The 15,006-nt window shown below is 64.3% G+C and carries 12 protein-coding genes and 1 pseudogene; 5 read left to right on the top strand and 8 right to left on the bottom strand.

What is annotated here, in order from left to right:
- Positions 1-17: 17 nt before the first annotated feature.
- Positions 18-1,253 (top strand): YibE/F family protein, encoded by a 1,236-nt coding sequence (locus U0R18_RS11420; protein WP_526368337.1) that lies wholly within the window; start codon positions 18-20, stop codon positions 1,251-1,253.
- Here the strand turns inward: U0R18_RS11420 and U0R18_RS11415 are convergent.
- The 4 genes from U0R18_RS11415 to U0R18_RS11400 form a co-directional block, all read right to left on the bottom strand.
- Positions 1,222-1,575, bottom strand: coding sequence for a nuclear transport factor 2 family protein (locus tag U0R18_RS11415; protein WP_526368335.1), 354 nt, complete (start codon positions 1,573-1,575; stop codon positions 1,222-1,224). The genes U0R18_RS11420 and U0R18_RS11415 overlap by 32 nt on opposite strands.
- A 6-nt stretch (positions 1,576-1,581) precedes the next feature.
- Complete coding sequence (locus U0R18_RS11410; RefSeq protein WP_526368333.1) at positions 1,582-2,301, bottom strand: maleylpyruvate isomerase family mycothiol-dependent enzyme; 720 nt, start codon at positions 2,299-2,301, stop codon at positions 1,582-1,584.
- A 10-nt stretch (positions 2,302-2,311) separates the two neighbouring features.
- A complete protein-coding gene (locus tag U0R18_RS11405) occupies positions 2,312-3,643 on the bottom strand; it encodes a UDP-glucose dehydrogenase family protein (RefSeq protein ID WP_526369465.1) in 1,332 nt (443 codons plus the stop codon).
- A gap of 78 nt (positions 3,644-3,721) precedes the next feature.
- The gene (locus U0R18_RS11400) at positions 3,722-5,446 is read right to left on the bottom strand and encodes a DUF7159 family protein (protein WP_526368331.1); all 1,725 of its coding nucleotides are present in this window, start codon (positions 5,444-5,446) and stop codon (positions 3,722-3,724) included.
- Between the two features lie 188 nt (positions 5,447-5,634).
- Here U0R18_RS11400 and U0R18_RS11395 point away from each other — a divergent pair, with 188 nt between their 5' ends.
- On the top strand, positions 5,635-6,318 hold the full coding sequence (locus U0R18_RS11395) for a mycothiol-dependent nitroreductase Rv2466c family protein (protein WP_526368329.1): 684 nt from the start codon (positions 5,635-5,637) through the stop codon (positions 6,316-6,318).
- Here U0R18_RS11395 and dcd read toward each other — a convergent pair.
- Positions 6,302-6,877, bottom strand: a complete 576-nt coding sequence (dcd, locus tag U0R18_RS11390) for a dCTP deaminase (protein WP_526368327.1) — start codon at positions 6,875-6,877, stop codon at positions 6,302-6,304. The genes U0R18_RS11395 and dcd overlap by 17 nt on opposite strands.
- A gap of 100 nt (positions 6,878-6,977) precedes the next feature.
- On the opposite strand from dcd, the gene U0R18_RS11385 reads away from it, so the two are divergent.
- From U0R18_RS11385 to U0R18_RS11375, 3 genes are all read left to right on the top strand, one after another.
- Complete coding sequence (locus U0R18_RS11385) at positions 6,978-8,342, top strand: flavin monoamine oxidase family protein (RefSeq protein ID WP_526368325.1); 1,365 nt, start codon at positions 6,978-6,980, stop codon at positions 8,340-8,342.
- A 345-nt stretch (positions 8,343-8,687) separates the two neighbouring features.
- The gene (locus tag U0R18_RS11380) at positions 8,688-8,912 is read left to right on the top strand and encodes a hypothetical protein (RefSeq protein ID WP_526368323.1); all 225 of its coding nucleotides are present in this window, start codon (positions 8,688-8,690) and stop codon (positions 8,910-8,912) included.
- A gap of 150 nt (positions 8,913-9,062) precedes the next feature.
- On the top strand, positions 9,063-12,122 hold the full coding sequence (locus U0R18_RS11375; RefSeq protein WP_526368321.1) for an Eco57I restriction-modification methylase domain-containing protein: 3,060 nt from the start codon (positions 9,063-9,065) through the stop codon (positions 12,120-12,122).
- A 406-nt stretch (positions 12,123-12,528) separates the two neighbouring features.
- On the opposite strand, the gene U0R18_RS11370 is transcribed toward U0R18_RS11375, so the two are convergent.
- The 3 genes and pseudogenes from U0R18_RS11370 to U0R18_RS11360 all read right to left on the bottom strand — a co-directional run.
- Positions 12,529-12,744 (bottom strand): hypothetical protein, encoded by a 216-nt coding sequence (locus U0R18_RS11370; RefSeq protein WP_526368319.1) that lies wholly within the window; start codon positions 12,742-12,744, stop codon positions 12,529-12,531.
- Positions 12,745-12,973: 229 nt separating this feature from the next.
- Entirely contained in the window at positions 12,974-13,825 is an 852-nt protein-coding gene (locus U0R18_RS11365; protein WP_526368317.1) for a phage major capsid protein, read from the bottom strand.
- 996 nt (positions 13,826-14,821) lie between these two features.
- A pseudogene (locus U0R18_RS11360) lies at positions 14,822-15,006 on the bottom strand (DUF3631 domain-containing protein); the annotation flags it as partial.

Raw genomic sequence — 15,006 nt, 5'->3', positions numbered from 1 at the left:
CACCGACCGCCAGTAGCGTGGCCCACTCGCACTCGCATTCCCACGACGGCCCAATTCCGTTGGGGCCGTTGGCCGCCAAGGTAGTCGTCGGTCTGCTGGTCGCCATCGGGTTCGTCGTCGTCGCCGGTGCCGCCCTGCTGTGGCCCAGTCAGCAGAAGGTCGACATCCCGCTGCCGTTCCAGAACGCGTCGGGCGGTGCGGTCACCACCGAGGCGGGCCACGTCATCTCCAGCACACTCGGCGATTGCGGCAGCCCGTCCACCGGCCAGGTGCTCACCGCTGCGCCCGCACCCGGCATCCCGGGCAGCGGTCAGTGCGTGTTCAACCAGATTGGGATCGATTCCGGCCCGAATCGCGGCGCCACCACCCAGCTCGAATTCACCCCGGGACCGGGCCAGCCGAATCTGGTTGCCGGTGAACATGTTCGGATCATCCGCCAGGTCGACGGTCAGGGCACCACTAGTTACGGGTTCTACGACTACGAGCGCACCTGGCCGTTGATCGCACTGGCGCTGACCTTCGCGATCGTCATCGTGGCGGTGGCGCGGTGGCGCGGCCTGCGTGCGCTGATCGGCATCGTCGTCGCCTTCGGCGTCCTGGTCGTGTTCCTGTTGCCGGCCCTGCGCGACGGCGCACCGGCCGTGCCGGTCGCGCTGGTGGCCTCGGCCGCTATCCTCTACGCGGTCATCTACCTGGCCCACGGCGTCAGCCTGCGCACCAGCGCGGCCCTGCTGGGCACGCTGACCGCGCTGCTATTGGCGGCCGGATTATCCTGGGGTGCAATCGAACTGGCGCATCTGACGGGCCTGTCGGAAGACCAGAACAACGAGGTGGCCGCCTATCTGGGCCACGTGTCGATCACCGGGCTGCTGCTGGCCGGCTTCATCATCGGCTCGCTGGGTGTCCTCAACGACGTCACCGTGACGCAGGCCTCGGCGGTGTTCGAACTCGCCGCGATGGGTGAGAATGTCTCGCGCCGAACGGTATTCACGGGCGCCATGCGCGTGGGGCGCGACCACATTGCCAGCACGGTGTACACCCTGGTGCTGGCCTACGCCGGCAGTTCCCTGCCACTGCTGCTGCTGTTCAGCGTCGCGAACCGGTCCCTGGGTGATGTGCTGACCAGCGAGAGTGTGGCCATCGAGATCGCCCGCTCGGCGGTCGGCGGGATCGCCCTGGCGCTGTCGGTACCGCTGACCACGGCCATCGCCGCCGCCCTGGCTACTCCTGGTCGTCCTCGGTCAGATCGGTAGCAGCCAGCGCCGCCTCGAGATCGTCGTGCCGGAATACCGCCGTCACCTGGTCGTGCACCACCCGGAAAGCCGATGCGACGGTGCTGCCGTCACCCAGAGTCTGCTCGGCCACCACGGTGCCGTCGTGCACGAACACCCGGCCCACCGTGATGGTCGAGGGAAACGTCCGCGCCCACTCCTGCAGCGCATCCAGCCCCTGGGCCGCGCCGCCCGAGTCGCCGATCTCGATATCGTCGCTGGACAGATCGACCAGCGTGCCCAGGTTCTTCTCGCTCAATGCGTCGTTCCACGCCAGCACGGTGGCCATCTCGGATGTGCTCATGACTGGTCAGAATGCCATCCCGGCCAGCCAGCTGTGTAGCAGGGCGGCATCGCCGAACACCTCGACCCTCGTGTCGTCGACCTGGCGGCGCCGCGTGGTCACCAGCAGCAGGTCGGTGGCCGGGCCGCGCAGGGCCACGTCGGCCTTGCCGTGCTGCTGGGTCAGCGCCCCGTTCGCGATGGTCCATTCGCCTGCCTGCCCCAGGCCGTCGTCGTTGGCGTGCAGGTGGATCGACTTCCCACCGAGGTCGGGCATCCGCGTGATCACCAGGTCCAGCCATTCGCTGAGCGCATCGGCCGCCAGCGCCGGATACGGATCGAAGGGCGCACCGATGGCGATGGCCGCATCCGCGCAGTGCACCACCACCTCGTGCAGTCGGCGCCGGACCCACCAGCGGGCCGGCTGTGGGCCTGTGAACGTCCACACCTGGATGTCTGGATCTGCCGCGGCGGCGGCGACCAGGATGCGTGCACCCGCGTCCAGCCAGTCGATGGCCGCCCTGGGGTCGGCCGGCGCGCGGGCATCACGCACAGCGTCGAACGCCAGCGCCTCCTGCATCCGATCACTGACAATCTGCCCGGCCCAGCGGTTACCCCCGCCGACGTGGCGGAACAGCTGTTTGAGTGTCCAGCCCGGGCACGTCGGCACCGGGGTGGCCGGATCGCCGGCGGCAATCAGTTCACTGAACAATCGGTTCTGGTCGAGGAACTCGGCTGCGAAGTCCACTCTGTAGAGGCTAGACGCTTTCCAGCCGCCGACCCAGACAATGCACCTGCCAGCCGGCCGACTGCCAGCGCGCCACGTCCAGACAGTTCCGTCCGTCGACGATCACCCGGGCCGACACCACGTCGGCGAGTTCGGTGGGGTCCAGGTCGACGAACTCGCGCCATTCGGTCAGGACCAGCACGGCATCGGCCCGATCGCAGGCCTCGGCCACCGACGTGGAGTAGTTCAGTGTGGGGAACACCCGTCGTGAATTCTCCAGCGCCTGAGGGTCATACACGTTGACGGCGGCGCCGTTGAGTTGCAGCATGCCTGCCACATTGAGTGCCGGCGAGTCGCGCACATCGTCGGACTCGGGCTTGAATGCCGCCCCCAGCACCGCGATGTTAGCGCCCAGCACCGAACCGCCGCAGGCAGCCGCGGTCAGCTCGACCATCCGGGTGCGCCGGCGCATGTTGATGCTGTCGACCTCGCGTAGGAACGCCAGCGCGTTGCCAGCCCCGAGTTCACCGGCGCGCGCCATGAAGGCGCGGATGTCCTTGGGTAGGCAGCCGCCCCCAAAACCCAGTCCTGCGTTGAGAAAACGCCGGCCGATGCGCGGATCGAAACCCAGCGCATCGGCCAGCAGTGTCACGTCTGCGTCGGCGATCTCACACACTTCGGAGATCGCATTGATGAACGAGATCTTGGTCGCCAGGAAGGCGTTGGCGGACACTTTGACCAGTTCGGCGGTCTGCAGGTCGGTTCGCAGGAACGGCACACCGTCGGCCAGGATGGTGGCGTACAGTTCGCGCACCGCCGCTTCCGACCGGATCGAATCCCGTTGCACACCAAGCACAATCCGGTCCGGGTGCAAGGTGTCCTGAACGGCGTACCCTTCGCGCAGGAACTCCGGGTTCCACGCAACTTCCACGTCCACGCCGTGGGCGGCCAGTGCCCGCGCCCGCTGAGCCAGGTCGGACGCGGTGCCCACCGGCACCGTCGACTTCCCCACGATCACCGACGACCGGGTGAGCCGCGGCACCAGTTCGTCGATCACGGCGTTCACATGGCGCAGGTCGGCGCCGTATTCGCCCTTCTTCTGCGGCGTCCCGACGCCCAGGAAGTGCAAGTCGGCATGCTCGGCAGCCAGGTCGTAGTCGGTGGTGAAGCGCAGCCGGCCGGCAGCGATGTTGTCGCCCAGTAACTTTCGCAGACCCGGTTCGAAGAACGGCACTTCACCGCTGGCCAGCTTGGCGACCTTGCCGGCGTCGATGTCGACACCGAGCACATCATGACCGAGTTCGGCCATCCCGGCTGCATGGGTGGCCCCCAGGTAGCCCGTACCGAAGACGGTGCAACGCATGGCTCCTGTATAGGCGCGCCGGGTGAGCTGATCGCGTCGGGACACTGATCACCAGGCTAACGCCAGGTGACCAGCCGGTTAGCGTCCCCAGTTCCAGGGCCACAACGGGCTGTCGCTGCCCGAACCTCCACCCTTGGGCCCGCTTCCGCCGCCGGAACCGTGGCTACCTGAGCTGGAGCCTGGCCACTGTTGGCTGGGCGATTGCTGTTGGGGCGGATCCCATTGCGGCGCAGTCTGCTTCGGCGTGCTCTGCTGCACAGGCCACTGCTGCGACGGCGACGAGCCTTGCTGACCCGGCCATTCCTGCGACGGCGACGAGCCTTGTTGACCCGGCCATTCCTGCGACGGCGGACTCTGCTGACCCGGCCCCTGCTGCCCCGGCCACTGCTGCGACGGCGGGGTCTGCTGTCCGGGCCATTGCTGCGACGGCGGGCTCTGCTGTCCCGGCCACTGCTGTTTCGGCGGCGTGGTCTGCTGCTGTTCCCACGGCCACCGGAAGCTCGGCAATCGGGGCATGTACACCGGCGCCGGGATGACGGGAGCGATGACCGGCACGGGCGCGATCACCGGGGCGGGCGCGGCCGGGGCTGGAGCCGGAACTGCGGCGGGCGCCGGGGCGGGCGCTTCGGGAGCGGGTGCGGGAGCTGGCGCGGCGGGCGCGGGTGCGGCCTGCACAGGTGCTTCGACGAACACCGTGCGTGGCGGCGCCTGCGGTTCGGGTGCCTCCTGCACGACGGGCACGGGCGCCGGGATGGTCTCGGGGGGCACCGACGGCGCGACGGGCGCGGCCGGCACCGCGGCGACGGGCGCCGGGATGTGCGGTGCGACGACGGCGGACTCGGCCGGGTTGGGCCGCTGGTCCACCGTCGGGCGGATGCTCACGGCCAGCGAGATCACCAACGCCGCGACGCCCACCACGAACAGGGCCGTCATCGCGCTGCCCACCAGCAGGAACGGTTTGCGTACCGGCGGAGCGAGCGTCTCCAGGGCCATGGGTTCGACGGCAATCGGCTCGTCGGCCAGCGCGAGATCATCCGGGTCGGGACCCATATCGCTGTAGGCCAGTGCCACCGCGCCGGCGGTGGTGCCGTCGTCGTCGGGTGAATGTCCGGCGGCGATGGTCGCGGCCTCGAACTTGGGCGCTCGCGCGCTGGCCAGAGCGGCACCGCGGGCCAATGCCACCCCGGCTTCATCGGGGGCACTGACCGGCAGGGATGTGGCGGATTCCAGCTGCAGCTTCAGCGCGCTGACGCTGAGCCCGGATCCGACGACGAACACGCCCTCCGGCGGTTGATCGAGGTTCTCCAGCGCACTGACCATCGATGTCAGCCGTGCCACCGCGTTCTCGGTGTGCAGGTCCTGCCGCTCGACCCGGGTGATCGAGCCGTCGGCGGTATCCACCACTGCGACGGTGGCGGTGTCACCGTCCAGGAGCATCAGCGCGGTGCGCTGGTAGCCGACGGCGCGACCCGCGACCTCGGCCAGCGCACCGGCGGCATGGAGTTCGGAGACCAGCAGGACGTCGTCGATGTGCTGGGCGGCCAGGGCCTCGCGAAGCCGGGCCGCGTCGTCGTGATCACGCCACGCAACGCCGGTGGCGGCCAGCCGATGCCCGCCCTCCGCGGCGCTCTCGCGGGTGCCCTGGATGGCGGCGACAACTTGCTCAGGAGCGGTTGCCGACGACCCCTCGGCGTTGATGTCGAAGACATCATGATCAACCGTCACGCCGTCGGCGTTTTCCCCTTCAACCAGCGCTATGCGGACCGTCGTGGGCGTCATCGACACACCGAGTGCGATGTCCACTGTCCCTCCATCCGTGTTTGCTGCATGATCTGCTTCGGACGTTGCGGGCACACGGCCCCTTGAACCTATATCGACGCCGCCACCTGCAGCGTTACAGCAGCATCGGCTATGAATCCGCTATGTTTCCCGCGTCCACCGGGACCCCCGAAGTCCGGTAGCTACAACCGTACCCGTGCAATGCTGGACGGGTGGATTTCCATTTCGATCCCATGTGCCCGTTCGCGTACCAGACCTCGTTGTGGATCCGCGATGTCCGGGCTCAGCTGGGCATCGCGGTCGACTGGCGATTCTTCAGCCTCGAAGAGGTCAACCGGGTCGAGGGCAAGAAGCACCCGTGGGAGCGTGATTGGTCGTACGGCTGGTCACTGATGCGGATCGGCGCGCTGTTGCGGCGGATCGATCCGGAGCTGCTGGACCGGTGGTACGCGGCGATCGGCCACGAGCTGCACACGCTGGGCGGTAAACCGCACGATCCCGAGGTCGCGCGGCGGCTCCTCGCGGAGATCGGCGCTGCCGACGACGTCTTCGACGCGGCCCTGGCCGATCCGACCACCCACGATGAGGTGCGGGCCGACCATCAGCGCGTGATCGACGCCGGCGGGTTCGGCGTGCCCACGCTGTTCTTCGGCGATCAGTGCCTGTTCGGTCCCGTCCTGGTGGATCCGCCGACCGGACCGGCAGCCCTGCGACTGTGGGAGGTCGTCTCCGGGATGGCCGAGCTGCCGCACGTCTACGAGTTGCAGCGGCCCAAGACGGCCGCCGATGCCGCGCTGATCGGGCGCAGCCTGAAGCCCTACATCGACGGCCGGGACTGGGTCAGCATCAATCGTGGCGAAGTGATCGACCTGACCAAACTCACTGATCCAGCTTGATGAAGTTCTGGTAGGACTTCGACGGCGTCGGGCCACGCTGGTTCTGGTATTTGGAGCCGACTTTCGCACTGCCGTAGGGATGTTCGGCCGGACTGGTCAACCGCAGCAGGCACAGTTGGCCGATCTTCATCCCGGGCCACAGCGTGATCGGCAGGTTCGCGACGTTCGACAGTTCGAGCGTGATGTGCCCGGAGAAGCCGGGGTCGATGAACCCGGCCGTCGAATGGGTGAGGAGCCCCAGACGCCCCAGCGACGACTTGCCCTCCAGCCGGCCGGCGAGATCGTCGGGCAGGGTGCAGCGCTCCAGCGTCGCCCCGAGCACGAACTCCCCCGGATGCAGGACGAACGGTTCGCCCTCCTTGGGTTCGACCAGCGTCGTCAGGTCGTCCTGCCGCTGCGCGGGGTCGATGTGGGTGTAGCGGGTGTTGTTGAACACCCGGAACAGGTTGTCCAGGCGGACGTCGACGCTCGACGGCTGGATCAGACTGTCGTCGAACGGGTCGATGCCCAGGCGCCCGGCGGCCAGTTCGGCGCGGATGTCGCGATCGGAGAGCAGCACCCGGTGAGCGTATCGGCTGCCCACTCGAACATCCGGATTCGGCCACCAGGGCCCGCGTGGCCGCGGACAATACGTACACAGCGTCGATTCGGGGGACGTCATGGATGACGTGGACTATTGCGTGGTGGGCGCCGGCTTCGCCGGTCTGACCGCCGCACTGAGACTTCAGCAGGGCGGCCACACGGTGGCGCTCCTGGAAGCCCGCGACCGGGTGGGCGGTCGCACCTTCACGGTGACGCGTGACGACGGGACGTGGATCGACCGCGGCGGCGCGTGGATCGGGCCCGGCCAGGACCGCATCTACGCGCTGATGAACGAGTTCGGGGTGCCCAGCTACAAGCAGTACGTCGACGGCAAGGCGATGATGTACGTCGACGGCAAGTCCTACCGCTACAAGGGCACCATCCCGTTGTCCATGAGTCCGTTCGCCGTCGCCAACATCGGTGCGGTCTTCCTGGAACTCACGCAGATGTGCAGATCGATCCCGCTCGACGCGCCGTGGGAGGCGCCCAAGGCCCGCAAGTGGGATCAGCTGACATGGTCGAAGTGGTTGGACGGCAACACATTATCGACGCCGGCGCGGCAATTGCTGGAGTCGGCCGTGTCCGGCCTGTACACCTCGGCGGCCTCGGAAGTGTCGTTGCTCTTCGTTCTGCACCAGATGGCGTCGGCCGGCGGCCCCAGCTTCGTGCTGGGCGTCAAGGACGCCGCCGAGGACGCGCGGCCGGTGGGCGGCATGGGTGCGATCCACCGCAAGATGGCCGCCGTGCTCGGTGACACCGTCCACCTGTCGCAGCCGGTGCACACGATCAGCCAGGACGCCGCCGGTGCCACCGTGCGCTCCGAGAGGATGGAGGTACGCGCACGCCGCGTCATCGTCGCCGTGCCCGTCTCCATCGCCGCGCAGATCCGGTACGAACCGATGCTGTCGGTGGATCGGTCCTTCCTGCATCAGCGGATGCCCAGCGGTGCGGTCTTCAAGATCGCCCTGGTCTACGACGAGCCGTTCTGGCGGGCCGACGGGCTCTCGGGCCAGTCGTTCTCGCCGGGCTCGCCGGCCAACCTGACCATCGATTCCTGCACCGACGTCGGCCGTCCGGGGGTTCTCACCGTCATCACCGAGGGCCCCGAAGCGCGGCACCTGTGCACCCTGTCCGACGCCGAACGCCGCCGGGCGGTCCTGGCGGCGGTCGCGGAGCGCTTCGGCCAGAAGGCGATGTCGCCGATCGACTACGTCGAACACAACTGGACGGTGGAGCGCTACTCGGGCGGTGGGATGATCGCCCACGCACCGCCCGGCGTGCTCACCGAGTTCGGGCCGGCGCTGCGGCAGCCGTGCGGCCGAATCCATTGGGCCGGAACGGAATCCTCGCCCGTCATGTACGGGTTCATCGACGGCGCGGTGCGCTCCGGTGAGCGGGCGGCGGCCGAAGTGGTCGAGCATGAGCTGCGGTTGGCCGGATAGCTTCACGTCTGGCGCTCCCCCGCCCGGACCCGCGCGTTGCAGCGGGTGTACCGCGGGTTGCTATCCTTCCTCAGCAGTGCCGATGTAGTTCAATGGCAGAACATCAGCTTCCCAAGCTGCCTTGACGCGTCCGATGACGTATCCCTGCGTACGTTCAAAGTCGTTGCCTTGCTGCCCATTTCACGTGTTTTGCGTTCAGTGTCGTTCGATGTCGTTTCGCACAGTCTGGTGACGTCGGTTGCAACATCGAATGTGACAACCTCGCAGGTCACAAGTCCTATTTTGGACTCGCTCCCGAAGTCTCTTAGCGTTGCTTAGTAAGCACATCTAACTAAGGAGCGCACAATGACCACACCCGCCGACAACTCGTTGACCACCAAGGCCGTCGCCGAACGCCTGGGCACCGACCCGAAGACGCTGCGTGTGTTCCTGCGCGCCACAGCGCAAGGTGTGGGATCGGGGTCGCGCTACTCGTTCGCCACCAAGGACGTCACGCAGCTGAAGGCCAAGTTCACGAAGTGGGCCGCTGAGCGCGAGGCCGCGAAGATCACTCGGGCGGCCCGGCCGTGATTCCGGGGTGTGTATAACCCACCGGGCGGTCACTTAATTGTCGGCACCGATCTTGACGATTGGATCATGAGAGAGTCCGACCACTCGACGAGCGACTTGCTCGCGTGGATCACGGCGGATGCTTCGTACCGTCCCTCTAAGCTTGAGGGTATGGCGAGGTTGTTCGGCAAGAACAGACTGCGCGAAAGGGCGGAGAAGATTCCGACCGATCAGGTGCAGTGGGCGATCGACCTTGTCCGGACCTGGTACGACGACTATCACCACGGCTCGTTGAAAACCGACAAGGAGACGAGCCGCGAGCAGGCATATAACAGGGACTTCTTCATCAAGATCCTCGGCTACAAGGAGAAGCCGGCCAACCCGTACACGTTCGAGCCGAAGGACACGTCGGCCACTGGCGACTTCCCCGACGCGGTAATCCGCCACACCGACACCCCAGCGGGCGTCGACAACATCTTCGCGGTCGTCGAGCTGAAAGGCGCGTCGGTGAACCTCGACCGGCCGCAGCAAGGCAAGCGCAACCAGAGTCCGGTCCAGCAGGGGTTCAACTACAAGACGCAGTACCGCTCCTGTCCCTTCGTCGTCGTCAGCAACTTCTACGAGTTCCGCCTGTACAACGACAACCAGCTCGACCGCGAGGTCTGGACGCTGGCGGATCTGATCGACCCGGCGGACGACTACCTGAAGTTCAAGACCTGGTACGTCTTGATGCACGCCGACAACTTCACCGCGGCGCACGGCAAGTCGAACACCGAGCTGTTGCTGAGCGACATCCGCCAGGAGCAGGAAGACATCGGCAAGCGGTTCTATGCCGACTACCGCGACCTTCGCCTCGACCTGTTGCGCGACATCTGGCGCAACAACCCCGATATGCACTCGCACTTCGACGACGCCATCCAGTACGCGCAGACAATCATCGACCGGTTCATGTTCATCTGCTTCGCAGAAGATGGGGGCCTGCTCCCCGACGACACCCTCACGCGGGTCGTGCAGTGGGCGGAGGATTCGCCCCACAGCAGTGGCGACATGTGGGAAGAATTCAAGCTCTTCTTCAGCCGCATCGACAAGGGCAGCAAGCGGCTGGGCATCCCTGACGGTTACAACGGCGGCCTGTTCAAAGAGAACGCGGCGCTCGACCAGCTGGTGATTTCGGACGGCCCGCTGCGCCACCTCGCCGGGCTCGGCAACTACAACTATGCCGACGATTTGCCGGTCAATATCCTTGGCCACGTTTTCGAGCAGTCGATTACCGATCTCGAGGAACTCCGGCGCCTGATATGGAACAACGACCACCCGTTCGACATACAGCTACCGGAAACCGAGCCCCTTGGCAGGCGCAGGCGAGACGGTATCTATTACACGCCCGACCCGATCGTCCGATACATGGTCCGCAGCACCGTGGGTGCATACCTTCGAGAGGCGGAGAACAGGCTCCGCGACGAGTACCGGCTCCACAGCGGGTTGACCGAGAAAAACTACGCGAACCGCGAGCGGACAGCCTATTTGGCCTATCAGGACATTTTGCAGAACATCAAGGTGTTGGATCTGGCCTGCGGCAGCGGCGCGTTCCTCGTGGCCGTCTTCGATTACCTGCTCGCGGAAAATCAACGTGTTGACCTGATCCTCGGCGGCAACTTCGCCAGCCTCGATGAGTACGTCCGAGACATCCTGAGCAAGAACCTGTTCGGCGTCGACGTGAACGAGGAATCCGTCGAGATCACAAAGCTTAGCCTGTGGCTGAAGACCGCTCAAAAGAACAAGCCGCTGACGTTCCTCGACGACAACATCAAGGCGGGCAACAGCCTGATCGACGCTCCACGGATCGTGGGGGACAAGGCATTCGACTGGGAAACTGCCTTTCCGAACGTTCCGTACTTCGACGTGGTGCTCGGAAATCCGCCCTACGTGGACTCCGAGACGATGGTCCTCAACATCCCGACCGAGCGGCAGTGGATCGCGAACCACTACGACACAGCCTCCGGCAACTGGGACCTGTTCGTACCATTTGTCGAGAAGGCGTTGTCCATGCTGAAGGATGAGCCGAACGCCCGGTTCAGCTACATCATCCCGAACAAGGTATTGGGAGCTGACTACGCCAAAACCCTTCGTTCGCATATTGATTCGAGTTTTCAGCTCGAGGAGATCGTTGATGTATCGCGCGAGAAGGTATTCGCGGACGCCGACGTGTACCCGGTCATCTTGGTGGTGCGGAAAGGTGGCGACATCGGCGCCGACGACCGGCGCGTCACCGTGACCCGGAGCCTGGATCCACTGGTCCAAGAGCCCGGCAAATTCATGCCGACCTACACCGTCAACTGGACCGAATATCTGGCGAAGGACCGGAAACTGTTGGCAGCACTGTCGAAATTCGACCGGCTGGGCCAGAGCCTTGAGGTCCATTCCGCGGCAACGGTCAATGAGGCTTATTTGGTGGCGGATAGGCTGGTCGATTCGCGTCATCCCACAGCCAAGCAGTTGAAATTCATCAACACTGGCACCATCGATCGGTACACGACGACGTGGGGCAAGTACCGTACGCAGTACATCAAGAAGTCCTATGACGCCCCGGTGATCACCGAAGCCACCGCGCCACAGAAGCCGTGGCTCCACCATCCGCGGATCATCATCGCGGGCATGGCGACCGTGATTGAGGCATTCCCCGACCCGCACAAGGCGTATTACGCGGGCAAGTCGACGGTGCTCGTCACGACCGACGATATTGACGAATTGTTCTATGCAACAGCGTTGCTGAACAGCCCGGTGATGACGGCATATTTCAAGGAGATGTACAACAGCGAGGCGATGGCGGGCGGGTACATCAATGTCAAGCCAGGCGGTATCCGCGACTTGCCCTATGTTACATACGATTCCTCGCGACCAGCTCACAAGAAGATCGTCGCGGCGGCGCGCGATCTGACCGATGCCTATGCCGCGCTATCATCCTTCGCGGACACGTCGAACAGCTTCCTGCGCGATGAATACGGCGTCATACCCAGCCGGACAGGCGATCTCGTTGGTGCGGGATTCACGAAGGTTCGGAAGAGGATTAAAGGCCTAAGCGTCCATGGTGCTGCCGAGCTGCATGAGTGGTTCACCTCGAAGGAGTTGGAGCACCGCAAGCTCACCGACGTGATCGGCGAAAAGGAACAACTCGTTGCCGATCTGGTGGCGACTCTGTTCGGTGTAGGCAAACTGATGAGGTCCTACTAACGGGCAGCACCACCGCATCGCACAGCTCCTGCAGACTTGTGATCTTGGGTACCTGAGGGCAACGTGTGCGCCCGCACACGTGCGCAATGACGCGCCACACGCGGCGCAATGCGCGGAGCACGCACAGGCGCTCTGAGCGCGCCCACACGCGTATACCGCGATTAATTCGAGGGTGCAATAGCGAGTTTGAGAGCGAATACGGCGAGGTAGTAGCCGAAATCGCATATATACGAAGCCTTTTCAATTAAACTTTCGTAACCCGTACACAGTGCGAGCGTCAAAGACCCTGCGGCGCCCGCCAGTGCCGTACGAGGGGGTGGGTGCCAGGGTCGTTGGCCTAGCGCGCATACCAGAACGCCCACACGCACGCGTGAGGCGCGGGTGCAGGCGGTCGGGTGGTGTGTGGTCAGTCGCGGTACGCGACACCGAGCACGACCCCATCGGCGCGTACGACGTTGTAGACGTTCGTGCCCATGTCGTCATCGTGAAACAGAAAGTCAAGGGACACATCACCAAAGGCCTTGATCATGCCTTCATGGTCGCCTTCGTAGATGGGGTCAGGGTCGGATTCGTCGGCATCGTTGATCGAATAGATTTCGAGGGGGCTGGTCGTGTTCGTCATGCATCAATCGTAAGAGACATGACATCACAACCCAACAGCACAGAACGTCAATCTTACTGCACTGCAACAGGTCACACCATACGCGTGCAGCGCATGTGCGAGGTACTACTGCTACATCTCATGTTGGGTCACCCACCAAGAAAGGCGATGCCAGTAGGTTGGGGAGCATCGCCCTTCGAGGTCGGCGCACCACCGCCTGGTGCAGCACGAGGGTGGAGCTATTCAATTGTTACGGCGTCTCGTCGACCGGACCAACGTCGAGCAGCAAGCCCGCGCCCACTTCGGTGAATCCAGCCCCGAATCGCAGCGTGGCGCGCAGTGCCCACGAATCGGAGTTGAAGTAGGCGTGCTCACTTCGTGCGACCTGGATCGACCCATAAGCGGACAGGGTCTTGGTCTTGTCGACCGCGAGGATCTGCCCTGAGGTCATCGCACTGGTGACGTTGACCGGAATGCTGAGCAGCGTTCGTTGTGCCGATTCCGTGCCCGCACCGATGAGCGACTGGTTTGATCCCGTAGCCGTCTTCAGCTTGACCAGCTTGGCCCATGCGTCCGGTGCCGCGATGATGTTGGTGCACGACCCGCCCAGACCTTCGATGAATGCGACGGCATCGACCACCGCATCCAGGTTGTCCTGGACCACACCCGCGTACACCGCGTGAGAGATCAGGCCTGCGGGCGGGAACGTGGACGGTGCAGTCGGAGCGGGCTGTTGCAGCAATGCCCAGTCGACCTTCTTGAGCACCGACCGTCGAATCTCATTGCTGACGACCTCCGAAGCAGCGGGCTGTACCAACTGCTCACGCGAAATCCGCACCAGGACAGCGATCTTGCCCGTGGCGATGACCAATTCCGACAGGTCGGGGTCAGCCTCGGGAATGTCGTTGCCCTCGGGCACGAAGCCGGTGTCGGCATCCAGGTTGATCATCGGCACGCGTACGAAGACGTCGTCACCTTCTACCTCGCCGGCCTTAGTCGTCGCCTGAATCAGAATCGACTGTGGAATCGTCTGCTCGGGAGCGACGCCGAGTACATCTAGCGCCCATGCCTCGGGGCTAGTAGGGGTAATGACCTTAGTCATGATGTTGTGTTCCTTTGGGAGAGAGCACGCTTCAGCGCACTCGATGAATGATTGGTGTTTCCCATCGCCTCGCGCTGCCGGTTCGTCAGCGGGTCATAGCGCAGTGCACGCGTGCGCTCATGGGAGAGTTTCTATTGGAGATATCCGTACAAGGCCCGTCGGCACATTCCTTGTTTAACGTCCTGTCGGACGACCGCTTGCCGCGCGGTGGGCGTAACGACCAATGTAATCGCTCGAAATTCGAGGTTCAATAGCGACGTGTACGCTACGGTCGCCTGAAATTCCCGTGCGACTATTCACTCGTCGCGCAATTAAACGGAGCGCACAAACGCACTGAGGGCGCTCTAATCGTCCTTCGGTGGGCGCCGTTGTGCGTTGCGCCAAAAGTCGACTGTTTCCTGTCCCACCTCGGGAAGTTCTAGCGACACGTCGTAGACCTCGGGCTCGTCGAGTGGGTTGAATGGTTTCAGGGGGATCTTCGTATCGTTGCCCACACCGCACGGGACGCCGTCTACGTCAAGCACAATTCCGTCTTGCAGGTTGATGTGATCGGCTCGCAGAAGTCGGGCGTCGTACGTCATCGGTACTTCCGACCTGGCGCAACCTCGCCTGTGCCATCGCGGACGTAGCGGCAAGTGGCATCGTGATAGACGTGGCCAATGTACGGATGGTCAGGCTCGTCGTCCTCGACCCATACGACTGGGGTAGTGCAATCAGGACATAGCGCATCGTGTGGAAACTCGATCTGAACCCTGCCATAGGAATACACCGAGCTGTCCTCACTCAATATCGACCCGGAAAATGCGTATTGGTAATTGTTCGATGCCATTGACGAACAACCTCCTTTCGCATCAATAATACAATTCGCGCGCTCAAGGGGTATTTCACGTTCTCGCATGTTGACCCCCTTCAACGCACTCGGAACACTCGGATCAGTCGGAGCACTCGGATCAAGAATGGCGCTCCGAGCTGTCCGAGTGCACCGAGTGCTCCGAGTCATACCCCCCGGTCGATGCCCAGTCGCGTCCATGCAAGTTGAAACTGCGCACGCTTGAACCCGCGTGGTCCGTTGCGTCGCTCGCGAACACTATGGATCTTGGCGGCCTGATTGAGCATTCGACCTAGCCGTTGGGCGTTGATGGCACGCCCGTAACCACTTCCTGCGTCCCAGAAGTCGGGAT

The organism is Mycobacterium sp. (assembly GCF_046330795.1).
GTDB lineage: Bacteria > Actinomycetota > Actinomycetes > Mycobacteriales > Mycobacteriaceae > Mycobacterium.
Note: the sequence above shows the minus strand (reverse complement) of the source record. Positions and strands in the feature narration are given on the sequence as shown.

Excerpts from the sequence above, each read along its gene's own strand:
- U0R18_RS11405 (WP_526369465.1), bottom strand. The coding sequence starts at position 3,643 with ATGCGTTGCACCGTCTTCGGTACGGGCTACCTGGGGGCCACCCATGCA.
- U0R18_RS11370 (WP_526368319.1), bottom strand. The coding sequence starts at position 12,744 with ATGACGAACACGACCAGCCCCCTCGAAATCTATTCGATCAACGATGCC.
- U0R18_RS11415 (WP_526368335.1), bottom strand. The coding sequence starts at position 1,575 with ATGAGCACATCCGAGATGGCCACCGTGCTGGCGTGGAACGACGCATTG.
- U0R18_RS11375 (WP_526368321.1), top strand. The coding sequence starts at position 9,063 with ATGGCGAGGTTGTTCGGCAAGAACAGACTGCGCGAAAGGGCGGAGAAG.
- U0R18_RS11385 (WP_526368325.1), top strand. The coding sequence starts at position 6,978 with ATGGATGACGTGGACTATTGCGTGGTGGGCGCCGGCTTCGCCGGTCTG.
- U0R18_RS11365 (WP_526368317.1), bottom strand. The coding sequence starts at position 13,825 with ATGACTAAGGTCATTACCCCTACTAGCCCCGAGGCATGGGCGCTAGAT.
- U0R18_RS11380 (WP_526368323.1), top strand. The coding sequence starts at position 8,688 with ATGACCACACCCGCCGACAACTCGTTGACCACCAAGGCCGTCGCCGAA.